Source organism: Sphingobium sp. TomTYG65 (assembly GCF_055395525.1).
Genome location: NZ_AP027331.1, coordinates 498,902 through 518,297 on the forward strand (window position 1 = coordinate 498,902; position 19,396 = coordinate 518,297).

The window sequence follows — 19,396 nt, forward strand, 5'->3', positions numbered from 1 at the left end:
CCTGCCCTTTCAGGCGGCGAGCCCGCGCGAGCGGAGCAAGGCGTCGACCTGCGGCGGACGGCCTGCGAACGCCAGGAAATTCTCGGCTGCGGGACGGCTTGCCCCGGCGGCCAAGATCTCCCGGTGGAAGGCGCTTGCACCCGATCCCGGCACATCGCCGTGTGCGAAAATCTCGAAGGCGTCGGCCGACAGCAGCTCCGCCCAGAGATAGGAATAATAGCCCGCCGCATAGCCGCCAGCGAAGATATGGCTGAAGGCATGGGCGAAGCGGTTCCAGGCGGGCGGATGGACGACCGCGACGGCCGCACGCACCTGATCCAGCATCTGCGTCACGCGCGCGCCCTGAGCCGGATCATAGTCACGGTGGAGAAGCAGGTCGAAGGTCGCGAACTCGATCTGGCGCAGCAGGGCGAGCCCGGCCTGGAACTGGCGTGCGGCGAGCAGTCGGTCGAACAGTGGCTCCGGCAGGGGTTCGCCGCTGTCCACATGGCCCGACAAGCCGATCAGCGTATCCTTTTCCCAGGCGAAATTCTCCATGAACTGGCTGGGCAGTTCGACCGCGTCCCACTCGACACCGGAAATGCCGCCGACCGAGGGCAGATCGACCTCCGTCAGCAGATGATGCAGCACATGGCCGAATTCGTGGAACAGCGTCACCACATCATTATGCGTCACCAATGACGGGCGATCGCCTGCGGGGGGCGCGAAATTGGTGGTGAGATAGGCGATCGGACGGTGGAAGCGGTCCGCGTCCCGGAAGCGGGAGCGGCACACATCCATCCAGGCTCCGCCCCGCTTCCCGGCGCGGGCGAACAGATCGAGATAGACGCCCGCGATGACTTCGCCCTGCCCGTCCAGCACATCGTAGAAGAGGACGTCGGGATGCCATGTGGACACATTGGCGCGTGGTGAGAGGCGGACGCCGAAGAGCCGCTCGATCAGCCCCTGCGTCCCGTCGAGGACGCGCGGGAGAGGGAAATATGCCTTGAGCGCTTCCTGATCGACGCCGTGCAGCGTGCGGCGCATGGCTTCGGCCACATAGGACAGGTCCCAGGGCAGCAGGTCGTGGAGATCGAGATGCTCGGCCGCGAAGGCGCGAACTTCTGCCAATTCCTTTTCACCGACCGGCCGTGCGCGCTGCGCCAGATCGGCGAGGAAGGCGAGCGCTTCGTCAGCGTCGGCCGCCATTTTCGTTTCGAGCGAATGGGCGGCCGCGTCGGCAAAGCCCAGGATTTGTGCCGCTTCATGGCGCAGGGCCATGATCGCATCGATCCTTTCGCTATTGTCATGGCTAGGGTCGGCCGCCTGGTCCGAGGCGCGGGTATTATGCGCGCGATAGACGCGCTCCCGCAAAAGCCGGTCCTTCGCGTGGAGCAGAATGGCGAGGACGCTGGGCTGGCGCAGGGTGACGAGCCAGCCGCCGAGGCCCTTTTCCTGCGCATAGGCGGCGAGTATCGCCTTGTCGCTGTCCGGCACGCCGTCCAATGCGGCTTCGTCGGTGATATGCTCGCTCCAGGCTTCGGTCGCGTCGAGGACGGCATTGCCGAAGCGGGTGCTGAGATCACTGAGCGCCACGCCTATGTCCAGGAAACGCTGGCGCGCTTCGCCTTCCAGAGCGACACCGGCAAGGCGGAAGCCCCGCAGCGCGAGTTCGACCGCGCGTTTGCGGGAGGGGGTAAGGTCCGCAAAGTCTGGCCGGGCGGCGACCCGCGCCACGGCGTCATGATGGGCGCGGTTCTGCCCTGCTTCCATAAGGTAGGCGGTCATGAGCGCCTGGGCGGCGGCATGGGCCTCGCGCAGCTCCGGCGTGTCGGCGACGGAGGACAGATGGCCGATCGGCGACCAGGTGCGCGACAGCAGGAAATCGGCGCGCTCCGCCGCCAGGATGACGCTGTCGAAATCATCCGCCTGGGATGCGGTGATCCGGTCTATCGCGGCGCGATGCTGCTCGATCGCCGCTTCGATCGCGGGGACCACATGGGCGGCCTGAATGGCGGCGAAGTCGGGCAGGTCACTGTCGGCAAGCAGGGGATTTGCGGCGGTCATGGCTACTCTTGGCTGAGGGAGAGGATATCTCCCCCCTAATTGGGCGATGACCGCCGCCTCTTCAAGCTTGCTTACTGTACGCCATTGAGGGTGAGGACCGACAGCACCAGAGCCGTTGCGCCATTGCGGATCGCGGGCACAGCGGCGGGCGCGAATAGCGGGGAATGGTTGGTGGCGGGCGCAACGCCCTTCGCCTTATATTCCGCCAGCTTTTCGGGCGTGTCTCCACCGATCATCAGATAGGCGGAGGGGATGCCCTGGGCCGCCAGTTCGGAGAAATCCTCGCTGCCCGAGAAACCGGGAGCGCTGGCGGGGATGGCGACCACGCCCTGGCCGAATGCGCTTTTAAGGGCAGGCGTGAGCCGCGCGAGAAGGGCGGGATCATTATAGGTCGCCGCCGACCCGTTCAGATGCGCGATCGTGGGGGCTGGCGCGCCTGCCATCATCGAAACCGCCTGCGCCGTCTTTTCCACGCCGTTCATGAGCAACCCGCGCACCTCCGGCGTGAAGGAGCGGAGGCTGAGGCGCAGGCGCGCCTCGTCGGGGATGATGTTGCCGACCGTGCCCGCCTGAAACGCGCCGACGGTGATCACGCCGAAGGTCGCCGCTTCCTTCTGGCGGCTGACGACGCTTTGCACATCGCTGACGAAATGCGCGCCCATGACGATGGGGTCGATCGTTGCGCTGGGGGCAGAACCGTGGCCGCCCTTGCCGTGGAATACGATCTCCAGCGCGTCGGACGCGGACAGGATAGTGCCTTCCTTCACAACGACGCTGCCGACCGGCATGCCCCCGCCGACATGGGCGGCCAGCGCATAGTCCGGCTTGGGGAAGCGGGTCAGCAGTCCGTCTTTCAACATGGCGCTCGCCCCGCCCAACACTTCCTCGGCCGGTTGCGCGATGAAGACGAGCGTGCCCTTCCACCGATCCTTCATCGACAGCAGGACCTGCGCCGTTCCCACCCACCAGGCCATGTGCGTGTCATGACCGCAGCTATGGGCGACGAAAGTCTGCTTGCCGTCCAGGGTCGCCTGGGCCTTGCTGGCGAAGGGCAGCCCGGTCTTTTCCTCCATCGGCAGCGCGTCCATGTCGGTGCGCACCAGCGTCACCGGTCCTGCGCCGTTGCGGTAGATGGCGACGATGCCGGTGCCGCCGACCTTTTCGGTGACATCAAAGCCGAGCGCGCGCATCTTCGCCGCGAGGATCTTCGCAGTCCGCAGTTCCTGAAAACCCAGTTCAGGATGCTGGTGGAGATCGCGGTAAAGCGCCTCCAGCCCGGCGATATTCTTGTCGAGAACAGCATTGATCGCCGCCTTGTCCTCGACAGGTGCGGACCGCGCGGAGGGCGCGAGCAGCATGGAGGATGACAGCAGGGCGAGGGTGGCCAGCAGCGGGCGACGTTTCATGGGACGCTCTCCTTACGAACGGCTATGTCTTGCCGCCTGCATAAGCGAAAGCGGAAGGGAGCGCCCCTATCGTCTCCTCATGGATATAACGGCTGGTTATGCCTTCACTCTTCCGGGCCGAAATCCGGGATCCAGACCACCCCGTTGATGTGCGCGCCGCCGTCCACGAACAAGGTGTTGCCCGTCAGATAGCGCGCGTCCTCGCTGGCCAGGAACAGGGCGACGCCGCCAATATCCTTTTCCGGGTCGCCCATGCGGCCCATAGGATTGACGGCAGCGGTGGCCTTTGCGACCTCAGGCTGCATCGCCTGGAACTTGCGGTAACTGGCGGAGGCGGCGGCTGGGCAGATGATATTCGCGCAGATGCCATGGGGCGCCCATTCGCGCGCCGCGCTGCGGGTATAGGCGCGCAGCGCCTCTTTCCCGACATTATACTCGGCGCTGCCCATATGGGCGTTGACGCCGTTCAGCGAACCGATGTTGATCACCCTGCCCCATCCGCGTTCGCGCATGTGCGGGAAAGCGGCCTCCATCGACCATTTCACAGCATAAAGATTGATGTTCAGGCTGGCGGCGAAGAGCTCGTCGGTCTTGCTTTCAATACGGGCCATGCCCGAACCCCGATAGGCGTTGTTGACCAGGATATCGATGGAGCCGAATTCCTCGACACAGGCCCCAACGACGCCGGTGATCATGGCGCGGTCCGTCACGTCGCAACGCCGGAAAGCTGCGCGCGCACCCATGTCCCGCAAGGCGCTGGCGACAGCTTCGCCTTTCTCTTCATCGATGTCCGCGACGAGCACTGCCGCGCCCTCGGCCGCGAAACGGCGCGCCATCCCCTCGCCGATGCCGTCGCCTGCGCCCGTGATCATCGCGGCCCGGCCGGCCAGTCTGCCTTCAGTCATTTCTCTCTCCTAACCGCATTATGTCGCGGCATTTAATTGCACACTCGATTGTATTAACATAGCCACGATGGCACAGCGGTTGCACCAAGAAAATTGAAAGTAGGAGCGGGTGATGAGGAAAACGGCTTTGGTCACGGGGGCGACGCGCGGCATCGGCCGGGTTATCGCGCTGGCACTGGGCCGTGCGGGCTTTGCCGTGATCGTTACCGGACGCACGATGGCGGCGAATAGCGGTCGCCATGACGGCATGGGCGGCGTCGCGGTGCCCGGCAGCGTGGAAGAGACAGTCGCGCAGATAGAAGCAGCGGGCGGCATCGCCTACGGACTGCGGCTCGACCTAAGCGACCGTGCCTCGATCGACGCCGCGGTGGAGGCCGCACTTGAGCGGTTCGGACGCATAGACCTGCTGGTCAACAACGGCATCTATCAAGGCCCATCCGTCATGCAGAAGGTGCTGGACGTCGATCTGGCCGATGCAGAGCGGGCTACGATGGGCAATTTCGTCAATCAATTCCACCTTAGCCGGCTGGTGCTGCAGGCAATGATCAGCCAAGGCGGCGGGCGCATGATCTTCATGTCCACATTGTCGTCGGCGGAACCGACCAAAGGCAATAATGGCCTGTTCTACACCGCGCCCAAAGCTGCCTTCAATCGCATCCCTGACTATATCAATTTCGAGCATGGGGCGGACGGCATCAGCGCCTTTCTGATCGAGCCGCGCTTCACCATGACGGACACGCTGCGCGCGGCCTGGGGTGATGCTGTATCGGATGTGGCCCTTGGTGCGGAGGCGCGCGACCCGGAAGAAACAGCGCGCACGGTGGTTTGGCTGGCGACGCATGAGGACGCCCCGCGCTTTGCAGGCGCGGAGATGATCAACGCACCGGATTTCTTCCGTGACAATCAGATTGCGCCGCCAGATTGAAAGCGCGGGGTAAAATGAAGCGCTTAGCCGAAGTCGTGGGACAGTTTTGATACTGCTCCAATCAATCTTCGTTGAAGATGCTGATTTGCGTTAAAGTTAGGTTAGCAATTCACCGCAAAGCGGGATTTGCCCGGAACTCTTCACTGTCCTTGCTGTTCAATCCGTAAAATTGGACAGGAAGGATTGTTTATGCAGCCGCCTCCGGAGCAATCAGACGACCTGCGTAATGAGTTGCGCGACGACGCCCAGAAACTGACATCATCGGCGACAGAACGCCTTCATAGCGAAGCCGAACAGCGAAAAGGTCCCGCCGTCGAGCAGGCGCGGTCCGTCGCATCGGCCCTCGACCGCGCGGCGCAGGACCTTGGCGGTGGCCAGAGCCCGGCCTGGCTGAAGTCGCTCTTTGAACAGGGCGCGGCGCAAATCCAGCGGCTGGCCGATACAGTCGAGCAGAAGGACAGCCGCGAATTGATCGACGACATACGTCAGATGGCGCGGACCAACCCCACCACCTTTCTTGCGACCTGCGCGGCCGCCGGATTTGCCGCGAGCCGCATCTTCCGGGCCGAACCCGCGCCTTCTACCGCATCTTCGACCCCGGCGGGTGGCGCGAACTTCTCTGCCGGGTCCAACGCATGGCCGCCTGCCACGACGGAATTCGGGGGCGTGTCATGACCGACACGATCAACCGGACGGCCGCAGGCGTGTCCGTGGATGGCGACGGATCGTCGGCAGGGGACGAGAATATCGTTTCACTGCTGCGGGACCTGACGAGCCAAGGGTCGCACCTTGCCGAACAGCAACTGGCGCTCATCAAGGCCGAAGTCCGGGAAACCGGCAATGATGTGAAGAAGGCTGTCGGCGCCATGGCCGGCGCGGCCGTGGTCGGAATCTCCGGGCTGGGCGTGCTGTTGATGGCGCTCTCCTATTTGCTGGCCGACGCCATCGATCATCTGGGGCTGGCGACCCTGATCGTAGGGGTCGTGACCCTCATCATAGCCTATGTGCTTTACAGAGGCGGTGCGGCGAAGATGCGCGCAGTCGATATCGCGCCTGAACGCACCCAGCACAGTCTTGAACGAACGCCTGCCGCTCTTCGCGGCGACCTTCATCCGGAGCAGAGAAGATGACCGACACCGTTGAAAGGGATCCTGACGCAATCGAGCGGGATATTCGCCGTACGCAGGAAGATATGAGCCGCACGATCGACAAGATTGGCGACCAGCTGACGCCCAGGAAGATTTTCGATGCTTTGCTGGACAAGGCCGACGACAATAATGTCGATGCCCGGATGTTGCTGGACGGCGCGCGGCGCAACCCGATCGCCCTTGGCCTTATCGCGGCGGGGACGATCTGGCTGATCAGCGACAAGGATTCCAAATTTCCGTCGCTCCCCACCAAGCGGAGCAGTCAGGCGGATGACGACATCGACATTTACCACCGCGATTATGTGAACCACATGTCTGCGGTCGAAATGCGCGATGGAGAGGATTTCGCTGCTTATCAGCGGCGCAGGGATCAGGCGCGCGCCAATTATCTGATGCTGGAACGGCGCACGGACGAAGATGATCACAGCTTCCGTCAACGGCTGGATGACCTGACCGAAGGGTTTAGGGCCAAGCGTCATGCGTGGGCGGAAAGTTCTAGCCAGGCTGGCAAGGCGACGGCTCGCGGCGCAGGCCAAGTCGGCAGGGCGACGGCTCGTGGCGCGAGCGACGCGTTGGACAAGGCGCAAGACCTGTACGAGAGCAACCCACTTGTCGGTGGCCTGATTGCAGCGGCGGTCGGCGCGGCGTTGGGATCGGCCCTGCCGATCAGCCGCCTGGAGCAGGAAAAGCTTGGCCCCTTGGGTGAAAAAGCGCGGACGATGGCCAGCGAACAGAAAGAAGAACTGACCGAAACCTTGCGCGAGAAGAAGGACGATCTGGTCGGCCGCGCGGATGACCAGCTGCAGCAGGGTCAGCAGGGTCAGCAGGGTCGGGATAACCAATCCGCCGGGGGCGATGCCTTCCATGCGGATCATGGGTCGGGCAATCAACGGGACTTTGGCTCTCCGCAGATTTGAGCGCACGGCCGATTAGCGAAAACAGGCGGCCCGGCACCATGATGCCGGGCCGCTCTCGCATCACTTGGCGAGCAATTCCACCACTTCGATCAGATGGCCCTCAGGGTCGGTGACGAAAGCCACCTTCACGCCATGGGCTTCCTTGACTTCGATCGGCTCCACCACGGTTCCGCCGCCAGCCTTGGTCCGTTCGACGAAGGTCACGATGTCGTCGGTCTGGAAGCCGAGGATGACTTCTTCCTGCGCCGGGGCTTCGCGATCCAGGAACTTGAACAGCACGAACGTAGCGCCGCCCTGACCCGTCGCGTTGAACAGAATCTCATCGATCTTGCGGTCGCCGACGGCGTCCTGAACCCGCGCCATTTCCACCAGCCCCGCCACATCCTTGTAGAAGGTGGCCATGGCTTCCAGGTCCTGAACGACCAGCTTTGTGAAACCGAAATGTGACGTCATGTCATCCTGCTCCTTACTGATGATAAAAAAGGGGCCAACGGAATATTCCGCTGGCCCCCACTGATATTATCCGAACGACAAGTTCAAGATCAGAACCGGAAAGTTCCGGTCAGGCCGAATTCGCGCGGATTGGTGACGTTCACCGTCTGGTAGCCCGAGTCATAGGGCAGACCGGCAGCCGTGTTAATCTGCGTCGTGCCCAGGCTGATGTTGGTGATCCGCTTCTGGTTCAGCACATTCTTCGCGAAAGCAGTCAGTTCGAAACGATCGCCTTCAGTGCGGAAGCCGACGAAGAGGTTCAGCAGCGTACGCGAGCGATAGTCATAATCGACCTGGTCCGCATAGAAGCCGGGACGATAGGTGAGCAGCGCGCGCACAAAGGGCGTAACTTCGCCGACCGGGAAACGGACTTCCGTGTTCGCAGTCAGGTTGAAGTCGGGCGTCTGCGACAGGCGGCCGTCGGTCGCGCAGTAGCTGACATTGCCCCCGCCGGTCACGTTCGGCGCGCCAGTCTGATTGGGCGAGCCGGTGCCGGCATAGTCGTTGCAGGGCACCAGAGCGTTGTCGTAGCGCGCATGGACATAGGATGCGCTGACGCCCAGGTCCCAATTGTCCGTGATACGGCCGTCGAGCGACGCTTCCACGCCCTTGATCTTGGCATTGCCATTATAGTTGAAGTCGAAACCACCCGTCGGAGGATTAGCGGTGGCGGACTCATAATAGATGCCGTTGAACCGGCTGAGGTAATTTTCCAGCGTCTGGTAGAAGGCTGCCACGGTGAAGTTCGCACGATTATCGAACAGCTTACCCTTCAGACCCACTTCGAAGGAGTCGGTCTTTTCCGGCTTGGTGCGGATCAGGTCCCGGCTAACGCCCTGCGGAACAGCAACACCGGTGCTGCCTGCCCGATAGGAATGCCCATAAGCGAAATAGGCGTTCAGGCGGGGGTTGAACTCGTAAGAAACAGTGACGCCACCGGTGAGCGGCTTGTTCGTGAACCGCTGCAGATCGGCTGGAACGCCTTGCTGTGCAGGAAGCGTGAAGGCGGGAACGCCGAACGCCGCATTGCCCGGCGACGAAACGAAGATGTCCGTCGTCTGGACATTTTTCAGGATCGAGTAACGCAGACCGCCTTCCACAGACAACCCGCCAGTGCGATAACGCAGATTGGCGTTGAACGACCAAGTCTGGGTATTGACCGGGGTGAACACCGCCGTGTTGACCGGCAGATAGGCGCCATAAGCAACCTGGATCGGGAAGAAGAACTGGTCAGCCCGCTGGGTTGTTTCAACGGTGCCGGTCTGCTTGGTGTAGAACGCGCCAACGCCCCAGCCGAAGCCTTCCTTGTTGTTGGAAGCCAGGCGGATTTCCGCCGAGTCCACCTTGTAGGGGGAGTAAACCGTCGAAGCGTTTACATAGTTCGGAATGGCGTTGCCTGCATCCAGATCACGCTCGACATTCAGCCTGCTGAACTGATGAGCGCCAACGAAGGACAGCGTTGCCGGGCCAAGGTCATAGTCGAAGGCCAGATTGACGATGTGGCTTTCATTCTGATTGCGGAAACGGCCATCCGCTACCGCGGCATAATCGGCCGCGTCAAGCGCCGGACCAGAGCGGACCGAAGTGTCGGGCGTCAGCGGCTGAGGGAAGCCAAAGAAGGTGCCGGGCAGATAGGCGGGCGTGTTGCCCGTGCCCACGACCTGCTGGTTCTGGATATTGTCTGCGAACAGATACTGATAGGTCAGGTAAGCGGTGAAGTCGCTGCTCGGACGCCAGCCCAGCGTGATGCGGGCGCTTTCCGTACGGCTGCGCGAACGATCGCCATTGGTGATGTTGCGGACATTGTTCAGGCGATTGCCATCCACCAGGCCGGAGACGCGGATCGCCAGCGTGTCGTTGAACGGCAGCGAAACGCCAGCCTGAACGTTGTAGCCGTCACGCGAGGTCGCCGTCGCCTGAGCATAGCCTTCGATCTCGTCGAAGTTGGGGCGGCGCGTCGCGATGGTGATCGAGCCAGCCGGAGCCGACAGACCGCGCAGCAGGCCTTGCGGGCCGCGCAGCACTTCGATCTGCTGAATGTCGTACAGCGCGGTATAGACGGTCTGCGCGTCCGTCGGGATTTCGTTGTAATAGACCTGAACGGCCGGGCTGGTGCCCTGGTCCGGATTGAAGGTCACGCCGCGCAACGTGGTGACGTTGTTACGGCCGCTGGTGTTGGTGAGTTCCAGGCCGGGAGCGAGCTGCTGCACGTCCTTGGCGTCGAAGATGTTGAACTTCTGGAGCTGTTCACCGGTCGCGACGTTGACGGCCATCGGCACCGACTGGAGCGAGCGCGCTTCACGGGTCGCGGTAACGATGATCTCGTTCGATTCACCGCCATCGTTGCTGGCGCTGTCCTGCGCCCAAGCCGATGCCGGTACAATCAGCGCCGCGCCGCACAGCAGCGCAGCCATTGCATTCGCCTTTTTCATGACGTCCTTTCCATGGTTTGTGGGATATCGATCCCGCGAATGGCACGGCCGCTAGCGGCGCTGCGTGGGCGTCGCAATCCACAGACTCGCCTGATCGAAAATTTTCGCACGTGACCGTGCTTTATGGGCAACAGTCAAAACAGCCGATTTCACGATCTACGTGCGCCGTCATATTTGATGATACGCATTTCGCTATTGTCGGCGCTCATAGCTCCATTAGCACGTGAAATAGGAAGGGGAGCGCATCGCGGAGCAGCAGACAGTTTGCGCGGCACGGCTTGAAATTAAGACGTCAACGTGTGATTTGGCCCGCTCTTGGAGGGGACATTTATGAGCGACAGCCGCAAGACCATTTTCCTGACCGGCGCCACCGGCAATATGGGCCGCGAAGCGATCAAGCGGATCGCCGCGAAAAGCGATACCCTGCGGCTGCGCATCTTGGTGCGGCCAGAGGAAAAAGCGCATCCGGTCGTGAAGGATGTGCAGCGGCGCGGATTGGCGGATATCGTCTGGGGCGACCTGACCGACGCCGCGTCGATACGCAAGGGCGTCAGCGGAGCAGACATCGTGCTGCATGTGGGCGCACTCGTGTCCCCCCTTGCCGATCGCCTGCCGCCTGAAGTGGTGACGCGGGTGAATGTAGGCGGCGCACAGAATATCGTCGACGCCATTCACGCGGCCGGCGATCCAAGGCAGACGCGGCTCATCTATATCGGCACCGTGGCGGAAACCGGCAGTCGCAACGCGCCGGTGCAGTGGGGACGAACCGGCGACCCGATCAAGATCAGCGCCTATGATCATTATGCCGTCACCAAAACGCAGGCCGAAGCGATCGTCGCGCAGAGCGGCATCACGCACTGGGCCTCGTTACGGCAAAGCGGCATGGCCCATTACGACATGTGGAAGATCTTCGATCCGATCATGTTCCACAATCCGCTGAACGGCGTGTTCGAATGGTCCACGGCCAACGACAGCGGCCGCCTGATGGCGGCAGTGTGTAGCGACGATGTGCCCGACGAATTCTGGCGCGGTTTCTACAATATCGGCGGCGGCGCTTCGTCGCGCGTGGTCAACCATGAGTTTATGGAAAAAACCATGCCCAACTACCGCAAGGTGTTGAAGCCGCACTGGTTCGCGACGCGCAACTTCCATGGCCAATGGTATGCGGATTCCGACCGGTTGGAGGCGCTGGTGCCCTTCCGCGAGCAGTCTCTGGATGACTATTTCCGCGAAGCGCCGCGCCACATGCCCTGGATCGCCCGCGCTGTCCCCAAGCTGCTACCGGGCGTCATATCGAAGCAGATCGAGAAGCTGGCGAACGCGCCCGAAGGATCGCTGCGCTGGTTCGCGACCAATGATGAAGCCAAGATCCGCGCCTATTTTGGATCACGCGCCGCATGGGAATCGATCCCGCGCAACTGGGAGGACTTCCATTATGCCCAGCCCTCGCGCGACCCCAGCCTGCTCGATCATGGTTATGACGAAACTCGGGCGCCAGAGGATTGGCGGATCGACGATCTGAAGGCGGCGGCGGAGTATCGCGGCGGCAAGTGCCTGGCCGAAACCTGCGACGGGCCGGACGTTCCGGTGGAGTGGCAGTCGGCAGCAGGGCATCGCTTCACCATGACCCCGCGCCTGTATCTGAAGGGCGGTCATTGGTGCCCCACCACCATGATCGACCCCGCCAATTATGATGCAGAAGCCGCCCGCAATCCGTTCTTCGCGCAGGTATGGAGTGAGGCAGCGGGCTAAGCCGCCGCTTGATAGAAACGGGAGAGGCAGGATGAAGATGAAGCTGCTTTATATGGCGGCCGCATGGGCTCTGGGCACGACGGCGGCGGGGGCACAACTGCCCGCACCCGCTGAGATGCGGCAGGGCATCAGCCTTGGCACCGGCGCCGTGCCGGGCGGAAACGGGCCGGAAATGTGGTTCGGAACGCCCGGCAATATGAGCGTGCGCAACACCAGCGAAGCAAGCGTCGTACCCGTCCTGCCCGATCCTGCAAAGGCGACCGGCACGGCCATGGTCATCGCACCGGGCGGCGGCTTCATGACGCTGGCCTGGGATCATGAGGGGATGAAGGTCGCGCGGCTGCTGGCGGACCATGGCATCGCCGCCTTCGTCCTCAAATACCGGCTTGATCCCACCCCGCGCGATTGGCCGTCCTTCGGCAAGTTCACGCAGAGCCGTATGACGAACTGGATCGGCAAACCTGGTGAGGGCTTGCGCATCGTCACGCCCCCCTATGCGATAGCGGACGGCATCGCGGCGCTGAAACTGGTCAGGTCGCGGGCGGCGCAATGGCATATCGACCCGGCAAAGGTCGGCATGATCGGATTTTCCGCTGGCGCGCGCACGACCATCCGCGTCACGCTGGATGCGGCGCCGACTGACCGCCCCGCCTTTTCCGTGATGCTCTACCCGCCGATGGAGAAGGTTACCGTACCCGCTGACGCGCCGCCCGCCTTCGTCGCGATGGCTACGGACGATCCCTTGTCCGGCCGCGCAGGCTATGGGCTGATCGAAAGCTGGATCGCTGCCCGCCGTCCGATCGAGTTTCATTCTTACCAGCGCGGCGGCCATGGCTTTGGCCTTGGGATCAAGGGTACGACGACGGAGGGCTGGGCCGATGGCCTGTTCCGCTGGATCGAACTGAATGGGTTCGGCGTGAAGGCGACTCCTTCGCGCTGAACGGCCCCGGCCCCGATCTAAGTGCGGCGGATCTGATCGAATGATCCGCCGCTCTATTCTTTTGCTCCGCCGCGATTTTCATAACCGTCAGATGATGCCATCCGACCGAAAATCGCTCTACCGCGCCGGGACCTTCAATTTCGTGGTGGCGCGGGTCAGCGGATAGCGCTTGCCCTGCCAGACGAAATCACCGGGCAGGTTTGCGGGCCGGGTGATCTCCGCATTGAGCGTTGCACCGGACAGGCGATAGCGAACGCTGACCGGCCCCTGCGGCGTCGCGGCGGTTGCCGACAGGCTCTTGAGCGAGCCAAGCGCAGGCTCCACCTTCACCCGCGCATAGCCCGGCGCGTCCGGCCCGATGCCGGCGACGATGCCCAGCAGGTCCGCTGTGGGATGGGCGCTCCACGCATGACTGTCGGAGCGGGTGGATCGGCCCTTTCCGCCCTGGCCCGCATCATCCCGCTCCTCCGGCCAGGTGGTGTAATTCATGCTCAGCAGGTTCCGCCATGTCTGCAACAGGCCGAGATATCGGTCCGCCTTTCCGGCATGAACCATCGCCTGAACCAGATACCAGGCGAAATAATAGCTGACCGAAGTTACCCCTTCAGGTGCGTCGATGCCCTTGCCCGGCGACGTGATCCGGTCGATGATCCCGCCTGCCTCATCCCGGCTCGCCACATCATAGAGGATCGCGAGCGCGTTCATATGCTGGCTGAAGCGATCGCCATCGGGGTTGTCGGCATATAGCCCGCGCGCCGGGACCCAGCAGCGCTTGCGAATGGCGGCCTTCACCTCTTCCGCCCGCGCCGCATAACGCTGCGCCATGCTCTTGTTGCCAAAGGCGCTCTCGATCGCGGCTCCCTGCTGCAACGCACCCAGCCAACTGACGCTCATCAGGCAGCTTTCGTCGGCCTTGCCGTAGGAGGGGAAAATGGTGCGGTCGGTTGCCGACTGCCCGACCCAGTCGATGAAGTTCCACTGTGGGTTCTTGCCGAGCAATCCGCTGGGCCGCCGATAGGTGTCGAACCAGCCCAATATATCGCGCATGCGGCCGATATTGCGCACGATCGGCGCGGGATCTGGCTGCCGCATCCGCCAATCGTCGAGCATGCCGACCCACAACAGCGCGAAGGGCGCGATTACATTGTTCCCCCGGGTTGGGTAAGCGCTTTCAATCAGGCCGCCATCCACATTCGAAGCCGCATAGGCGTCGATCGCTTGCTCAGCCAGACGCGGATCACCCGAAACCGCATAGGAAATCAGCATTTGCAGGCGCGTGTCGCCCGCATATTGCAGCTGTTCCCAGTAGGCGGTGTCCATATAGGTTTCATGCGCGTCGATGCGGGCGGTGCGCCAGCCTACATCGAAAATCTGCTTGAGCTGCGGATCCTCGCTTTCGAACTTGCCCACCTGCTTGAAGGGGTAGCCGGTTTCGAAAGCGCGCAGCCCCTCCAGCACCAGCGGCTGGTCCTTCGTCTCGACGGTGATCTCGGCATAGCGCCAGGTCCGCCACCACAGGGGCGCGAAACTGCGCTTGGCCCCGTCCGCGATGAAACTGTCCCAGATACCGATGGGCTTGCGATCCTCGATCAAGTCGCGATCGCCTTTGTGGCCATCGGCATCGTATAGCGCTTCAGTCCAGAGCAGCTTGATCGTCGCGCCCTTGCCACCGGAAACATCGAGCTGCGGGTAAGCCGACAGCATGGCCTCCCGCTGAAGCAGCAAGGTCACCTTGCTGTTCGCCGGGATAGTGACCGGTCGCGCGGGAAAGGTCTTGGCAGCGGGCAGATCGGTGCGCACGACCTTGCCAAAGGGCGCGGGAACATAAAGCTGCTGCGGCAATCGATCGAGGACGAGCGTCCGCTTCGCAGCGTCCGGCGCAGGGATGGCGTCCTGCCAGCCCTGCCCCTTTTCCTGCGGGCCAGCGGCGTCGAAATCGGCTTTCGCGGCATCGATCTTCTCAGGATTGCCCGCGACATAATACCAGCGTTTGAGCTGCGCCCATCCATTGGCGAAACCACGGCCCTGATCACGCTTGACGCGCCAGCCGGGCTGATCGGTCGAGATCGCCGCCGCGCCGCCTTCGCCGATCAGGCGGAATCCGGTGGCGACGCTCTGCTGAAACAGCGGGGCTGTATTGGTGAACAGGGCAGCGCCCTGCGCGGCGGATATCTGCTGCGCCGTTGCATTGGCGGGTAGCTTCAGCGGCTGCACCCCGTTCCATACGCTCGCCGCGACGACGTTGGCGCCGGCCTTCATATAGGGGGCGAGGTCAATACTCTCTTCCCGCCAATGGTCGATGTCGCCGGTCGAAGGCCCGGCGGCCACGCGCGTCCCGTTCACGAACAGGATAAAGCGATTGTCGGCCGTCACCCGCACCGGATAGGTGCGCGGTTTCGCAGGCAGGCTGACGGTGCGGCGGAAATGCAGCACGATCGGCCGCGCGGTGGGTCCAGCCTCCGCATGGCTGATCCAGCCCTGGCTCGTGCCGGACTGAGCGATTGCGGCGGGCGCGGCGGTCATCATCAGCGATGCCGCTATGAGGGCGCGAAGGGTCGTCATTTCTTCTCCGGTGCAAGGCCGCGGGCGAGAGCCGCATCGAGCGCTGCCGTAAATTGTTGCGAGACGGCGGCGCGGGGCGCAAAAAACTGGAATCCGTGGAACGCGCCGGGGACGACCATCAACTCTGTCGGCACGCCCGCACCGATCAGGCGGCGGGCGAACTCGATATCTTCATCGACGAACAGATCGATGGAGCCCACCTGGATGAAGGTCGGCGGCAAGCCCTTGAGATTGGTCACGCGCGCCGGGACCGACCCTGCGGGCTGGCTGGCCGCGCCCGGTTCACGACCAAGCAGCGCTTGCCAGCCCTGCCGGTTCGATTTCGCGGTCCAGACCAGCTGACCGATATGTGCCGGCACCGGGCGCGAGGATCCGGTGCGGTCATCCAGCATCGGATATATCAGCGCCTGATAGGCGATCGGCACCTCGCCCCGATCGCGCGCCGCGATGGTCAGCATAGCCGCCAGACCGCCCCCTGCGCTTTCGCCCAGCACGACTATGCGTTTCGGGTCGACCCCCAGAGCGGCAGCATTGCCATGCAGCCATTTGAGGCCCGCATAGGCGTCTTCCAGCGGGCCGGGAAAACGGGTGCCGGGCGCGAGGCGATATTGGACGGAAACAAGTACGCAGTTCAGTCGCTCTGCCATGGTCTTGAGCGAGGCCAGCCTCTCGCGGGCGTCCCCGCCGATAAAACCGCCGCCATGGATATCGTAGATCGCGCCACGCGGGGCTGCCTCGGCTCCCGCATTCATCACATAGATTGGGACGGCGGGATTTCCGCGCGATCCGGGTGCCTGCCTTTCCTCAACGCCGGCGGGCAATGCGCCGATCTTGGGCGGCGTGTAGGCGATCCCCTTGCGCTGCGCCTCGAACATCATGCGTGCAGCTGCGCGCAGTTCGGGATTGACCGGCGCCAGGTCGGCTTCGGACACCGTGGGCGCGGGCGCGGCGGCGAGCAGGACCAGGGACGCGAGCGCCGTCGCGGCGCTCCGCAAGATCATCGGCTGGCCTCCAGCCGGACTGGCCCCGTCCATCCGGCCGGCACCGGCTTGAACTTCTTGTAGGCAGGGTCCTTGGGATCGATCACGCCATTGTGCGGCACATTGGCGATCGCCACGCTGAGGTCATTCTTGCCAGCGCGCAACAGGCCAGTCACATCGACGCGGAACGGGGCACTGAACATGGTGGGAAGGCTCCGGCCATTGATCGTAACGGTCGCGACGTCATGCACCTGGCCAAGGTCGAGCACAAGCTTCGTCCCCTTGGTCAGCCATCCTGCATCGACGGAGATCGAACGCGTATAAGTGCCGGTCCCGGCAAACTGTGTCAGTTCCGGCATCTGCAGCCAGTCCTTCAGCGCCACGGAGCCGAAATCATGCGCGTAGGGCTTCCGCAGCGCATGACCATCAACGCTAAGTTGCCACCCATCCGCGGGCACCGTCATGCTGCCCACCGGAACGGGCGAGGGAAGAGTGGCCGCTTGGGCCTTGGGGTCCAGCAGCAGCAGCGCGCTTTCACCAGCGGCGAGCGTCAGCGGCACTATCGTCCCCTGCTCCGCCGCCACGGCCGACACCGGCGTAATTGCGCCGTCCATTGCGTCCCAGCGGGTCACGCCGCCAGTGCCCGGGAGCGTCATCTTGACCGAGCGCGCAGCTTCGCCCCGATTATGGACGAAAGTCATGGTGCGGCCGTCGATCAGCCGCTGGACAAATACCAGGTCAGACGCGTCGCCGGTGAAGCGCAGGTTGGCGGGGACCGCCGCCGCCCGCAGGCTGTCGGGGATGGCTGCGGCGGGAACGACTTTGGCCCCTGCTTTGATGGCGGCGGCGACGGCCTTCCTCACGCGGGCATCACGGCTGCGCGCCTGCGCCAACCCTTCATCGCGGGTCGGTGCATGATCGGTGAAGAAGACCGGCAGGCCCGCCTTTGCAAAACCGGCAATGGCTTCGGCCGTGTCCGCGCGGATGCCGTCGAGCGGCGGCAGGACCAGCACCGGATAACGCTGCCCCCCTTCCGAAACCAGTTGCTTCCCCTCCACCCGAGCGCGAGCGATGGAGTCCGGATTGATCCGGTCATAATCATAGCCTGCCGCGAGGAACGTCTTTTCGGCGGCCAGCTTGCCTGCGCCTTCGTCCTCGATGCCTTCATAATAGCCGTAGCGGCCGTAGAAATAGGCAACCGGCACCACCGCCTGTCCCGCCTGCATCACAGACTGGAGCCGACCGATATAGGTGGCGAGCGGCTTCATGGCTGGCCAGACCGGATTCGTCTCGTTCAGCATGCTGGAAAAGCCCGCTGCGAAGGGGCTGGGTTGAAATGCGTGCCAGCCCGGCCAATCCTCGGCATGGAAGCGGTAATTATAGCCATGCAGGATCATCGAGTTGACGCCGCCCGCCATCAGCGTATCGACCCGCCGCCGCATCTCGTCTGGCGTCACGTCGAAAGGCCGATTTGCCCAGGCGAGGCTTTCCGCGGACACGATCGGCTTACCGTAAAGATGCGCCGCCGACCGGGCGAGGCGCATGAACAGTGGATCGCCCTCGCCGGGCAGGTCTTCGGTCTCGGGGATGTCGGCGAGACCATAGCCGCGAATGACGTCGAACGGGCCGCCATGGGCCTGGAATTTGGCTTTCAGGCCATGGGCGTGATTCCATGCGACGAACGGCTGAATGAACCCCTCAATCATCATGTCCGACACGGTGCGGCGGTAATCGGTACGCACCCGTTCGGCCAAGTCGCCGCTCGACGCGTCGAAATAGGGCGGGGACCAATGCTCGTTCCACGCCTGCATCCAGCCCGGCTGCAAGACGAAGGGCAGATAAGGCGTCAGATCATATCCGCGCCTTTTCTTGAATTCCTTCAGCAATTCAGGACCCCATTGGATGTCCTGCATCAATTCCAGGCTGTCGACAAAGGTCGATCGCAGGCCCGGCGGGTTGTTCCCCAGCGGATCACCGACCCGCGCCGCATGTGCGGCGAAGGCTTTGGGATTCATGTGATCCAGGATCAGCTGCGGTCCCTGCCCGGCCGCGCCAAGGACGCCCACATCCGACGCATATTGGCGGAACAGAAAAATCTGCCAATCGCCCGGCGGCGGCGTCCAATCCAGTGTCCCATCATCCCGCAGCTTATCGGTCAGGACGATGCTGCTCGACGGATCGAGCGTGCCAGGCGTGATGACGTCGCGCCACGGCGTCAGCGTCATGCCCATCGCACCCGCCGCAGCCGGCTTGAGCATGGGCGCTCCGCCCTTAACCGCCACCACGGCGACGGTGCGCGCCCGCGCATCAAGACGCTTGCCCCAGTCGGCGACTTTCGGGTCCTTGACGCGGGCGTCGAGGAAGTTGAGCGCGCCGAGCCGCCGCGTGCGCTTGGGGATGGTTAGCTTGATCGGGCCAGCCTGCCCGCCCTTCACCTCCGTACGGGCCATCGTCAATTCGGTGAAAGCCAGTTCCGGCGGAATGGCAAAGCCGCCGCCCGAGGGCCAGGACGAGCCAAGCGTGTAATCGAGCGTCAGCCCCGCCGTCTTCGCCGCTTCCCCCGCCGTGCGGACATGGGCGAAGAAGGACGGTTCGGCATATTGGTTCACCCGCTCCTTCTCGTCAGGCGTCAGCGTGACGAAATTCGGCGTGAAGGACTGGATCTCCGCACCCGCAAAGCCCGTGTCCGCCATGAGCTTGACCTCGCGGCGCAGCCCTTCATCCGTTACTGCGTCGCCCGGCCACCACCAGCGAAAGCGCGGGCGGGCCTCCATGGGAGGGGCGCGAAACCCCTCCTCCAGAGGACCCGCCAGGACTGGCGCATCGGCCAGGGCGAGCAGAGCCGTTGCCGCCAGCAGGCAGCGCCGCATCATCCGCTTGGCAGTCATGGC

Annotated in this window: 14 protein-coding genes; 6 read left to right on the plus strand and 8 right to left on the minus strand. The window is 63.4% G+C overall.

Annotation, left to right across the window (positions count from 1 at the left end; genetic code table 11):
* Positions 1-9: 9 nt before the first annotated feature.
* From ACZ5Y5_RS16135 to ACZ5Y5_RS16145, 3 genes are all read right to left on the minus strand, one after another.
* Complete coding sequence (locus tag ACZ5Y5_RS16135) at positions 10-2,046, minus strand: M3 family metallopeptidase (protein ID WP_464811509.1); 2,037 nt, start codon at positions 2,044-2,046, stop codon at positions 10-12.
* A 71-nt stretch (positions 2,047-2,117) separates the two neighbouring features.
* Entirely contained in the window at positions 2,118-3,452 is a 1,335-nt protein-coding gene (locus ACZ5Y5_RS16140) for an amidohydrolase (RefSeq protein WP_464811510.1), read from the minus strand.
* Between the two features lie 104 nt (positions 3,453-3,556).
* A complete protein-coding gene (locus ACZ5Y5_RS16145) occupies positions 3,557-4,357 on the minus strand; it encodes an SDR family NAD(P)-dependent oxidoreductase (RefSeq protein WP_464811511.1) in 801 nt (266 codons plus the stop codon).
* Positions 4,358-4,469: 112 nt separating this feature from the next.
* Between ACZ5Y5_RS16145 and ACZ5Y5_RS16150 the strand changes: the two genes are divergently transcribed.
* The 4 genes from ACZ5Y5_RS16150 to ACZ5Y5_RS16165 all read left to right on the plus strand — a co-directional run bounded on the left by ACZ5Y5_RS16150 (position 4,470) and on the right by ACZ5Y5_RS16165 (position 7,347).
* Positions 4,470-5,282, plus strand: coding sequence for an SDR family NAD(P)-dependent oxidoreductase (locus ACZ5Y5_RS16150; protein WP_464811512.1), 813 nt, complete (start codon positions 4,470-4,472; stop codon positions 5,280-5,282).
* Positions 5,283-5,471: 189 nt separating this feature from the next.
* Complete coding sequence (locus ACZ5Y5_RS16155) at positions 5,472-5,957, plus strand: hypothetical protein (protein WP_464811513.1); 486 nt, start codon at positions 5,472-5,474, stop codon at positions 5,955-5,957.
* On the plus strand, positions 5,954-6,412 hold the full coding sequence (locus ACZ5Y5_RS16160) for a phage holin family protein (RefSeq protein WP_464811514.1): 459 nt from the start codon (positions 5,954-5,956) through the stop codon (positions 6,410-6,412). Before ACZ5Y5_RS16155 ends, ACZ5Y5_RS16160 begins: the two co-directional genes overlap by 4 nt.
* Positions 6,409-7,347, plus strand: a complete 939-nt coding sequence (locus tag ACZ5Y5_RS16165; RefSeq protein ID WP_464811515.1) for a DUF3618 domain-containing protein — start codon at positions 6,409-6,411, stop codon at positions 7,345-7,347. The genes ACZ5Y5_RS16160 and ACZ5Y5_RS16165 overlap by 4 nt, the downstream gene beginning before the upstream one ends.
* Before the next feature lie 60 nt (positions 7,348-7,407).
* Here ACZ5Y5_RS16165 and ACZ5Y5_RS16170 read toward each other — a convergent pair whose 3' ends face one another.
* Together ACZ5Y5_RS16170 and ACZ5Y5_RS16175 are read right to left on the minus strand one after the other, a co-directional pair.
* A complete protein-coding gene (locus ACZ5Y5_RS16170) occupies positions 7,408-7,800 on the minus strand; it encodes a VOC family protein (RefSeq protein WP_464811516.1) in 393 nt (130 codons plus the stop codon).
* An 89-nt stretch (positions 7,801-7,889) separates the two neighbouring features.
* Positions 7,890-10,271 (minus strand): TonB-dependent receptor, encoded by a 2,382-nt coding sequence (locus ACZ5Y5_RS16175; RefSeq protein WP_464811517.1) that lies wholly within the window; start codon positions 10,269-10,271, stop codon positions 7,890-7,892.
* A 330-nt stretch (positions 10,272-10,601) separates the two neighbouring features.
* On the opposite strand from ACZ5Y5_RS16175, the gene ACZ5Y5_RS16180 reads away from it, so the two are divergent.
* Both ACZ5Y5_RS16180 and ACZ5Y5_RS16185 read left to right on the plus strand, forming a co-directional pair.
* Positions 10,602-12,023: an NAD-dependent epimerase/dehydratase family protein gene (locus ACZ5Y5_RS16180; protein WP_464811518.1), complete on the plus strand. Its 1,422-nt coding sequence runs from the start codon at positions 10,602-10,604 to the stop codon at positions 12,021-12,023.
* A 31-nt stretch (positions 12,024-12,054) separates the two neighbouring features.
* Positions 12,055-12,963 carry an alpha/beta hydrolase gene (locus ACZ5Y5_RS16185; RefSeq protein WP_464811519.1) on the plus strand — a complete coding sequence of 303 codons (909 nt, stop codon included), beginning with the start codon at positions 12,055-12,057 and terminating at the stop codon, positions 12,961-12,963.
* Between the two features lie 117 nt (positions 12,964-13,080).
* On the opposite strand, the gene ACZ5Y5_RS16190 is transcribed toward ACZ5Y5_RS16185, so the two are convergent.
* Genes ACZ5Y5_RS16190 through ACZ5Y5_RS16200 form a run of 3 tightly spaced genes read right to left on the minus strand, consistent with a single transcriptional unit; the run spans position 13,081 to position 19,393 of the window.
* Positions 13,081-15,525: an alpha-L-rhamnosidase-related protein gene (locus ACZ5Y5_RS16190; protein ID WP_464811520.1), complete on the minus strand. Its 2,445-nt coding sequence runs from the start codon at positions 15,523-15,525 to the stop codon at positions 13,081-13,083.
* A complete protein-coding gene (locus tag ACZ5Y5_RS16195) occupies positions 15,522-16,526 on the minus strand; it encodes an alpha/beta hydrolase (protein ID WP_464811521.1) in 1,005 nt (334 codons plus the stop codon). The genes ACZ5Y5_RS16190 and ACZ5Y5_RS16195 overlap by 4 nt, the downstream gene beginning before the upstream one ends.
* Positions 16,523-19,393, minus strand: a complete 2,871-nt coding sequence (locus ACZ5Y5_RS16200; RefSeq protein WP_464811522.1) for a glycosyl hydrolase — start codon at positions 19,391-19,393, stop codon at positions 16,523-16,525. Before ACZ5Y5_RS16200 ends, ACZ5Y5_RS16195 begins: the two co-directional genes overlap by 4 nt.
* Positions 19,394-19,396 lie beyond the last annotated feature (3 nt).

Bases quoted from the DNA above. Each gene is read 5' to 3' on its own strand.
- ACZ5Y5_RS16185 (WP_464811519.1), top strand. From the start codon at position 12,055: ATGAAGATGAAGCTGCTTTATATGGCGGCCGCATGGGCTCTGGGCACG.
- ACZ5Y5_RS16145 (WP_464811511.1), bottom strand. From the start codon at position 4,357: ATGACTGAAGGCAGACTGGCCGGCCGGGCCGCGATGATCACGGGCGCA.
- ACZ5Y5_RS16200 (WP_464811522.1), bottom strand. From the start codon at position 19,393: ATGACTGCCAAGCGGATGATGCGGCGCTGCCTGCTGGCGGCAACGGCT.
- ACZ5Y5_RS16135 (WP_464811509.1), bottom strand. From the start codon at position 2,046: ATGACCGCCGCAAATCCCCTGCTTGCCGACAGTGACCTGCCCGACTTC.
- ACZ5Y5_RS16180 (WP_464811518.1), top strand. From the start codon at position 10,602: ATGAGCGACAGCCGCAAGACCATTTTCCTGACCGGCGCCACCGGCAAT.
- ACZ5Y5_RS16160 (WP_464811514.1), top strand. From the start codon at position 5,954: ATGACCGACACGATCAACCGGACGGCCGCAGGCGTGTCCGTGGATGGC.
- ACZ5Y5_RS16165 (WP_464811515.1), top strand. From the start codon at position 6,409: ATGACCGACACCGTTGAAAGGGATCCTGACGCAATCGAGCGGGATATT.
- ACZ5Y5_RS16175 (WP_464811517.1), bottom strand. From the start codon at position 10,271: ATGAAAAAGGCGAATGCAATGGCTGCGCTGCTGTGCGGCGCGGCGCTG.
- ACZ5Y5_RS16195 (WP_464811521.1), bottom strand. From the start codon at position 16,526: ATGATCTTGCGGAGCGCCGCGACGGCGCTCGCGTCCCTGGTCCTGCTC.
- ACZ5Y5_RS16170 (WP_464811516.1), bottom strand. From the start codon at position 7,800: ATGACGTCACATTTCGGTTTCACAAAGCTGGTCGTTCAGGACCTGGAA.
- ACZ5Y5_RS16140 (WP_464811510.1), bottom strand. From the start codon at position 3,452: ATGAAACGTCGCCCGCTGCTGGCCACCCTCGCCCTGCTGTCATCCTCC.
- ACZ5Y5_RS16150 (WP_464811512.1), top strand. From the start codon at position 4,470: ATGAGGAAAACGGCTTTGGTCACGGGGGCGACGCGCGGCATCGGCCGG.
- ACZ5Y5_RS16155 (WP_464811513.1), top strand. From the start codon at position 5,472: ATGCAGCCGCCTCCGGAGCAATCAGACGACCTGCGTAATGAGTTGCGC.
- ACZ5Y5_RS16190 (WP_464811520.1), bottom strand. From the start codon at position 15,525: ATGACGACCCTTCGCGCCCTCATAGCGGCATCGCTGATGATGACCGCC.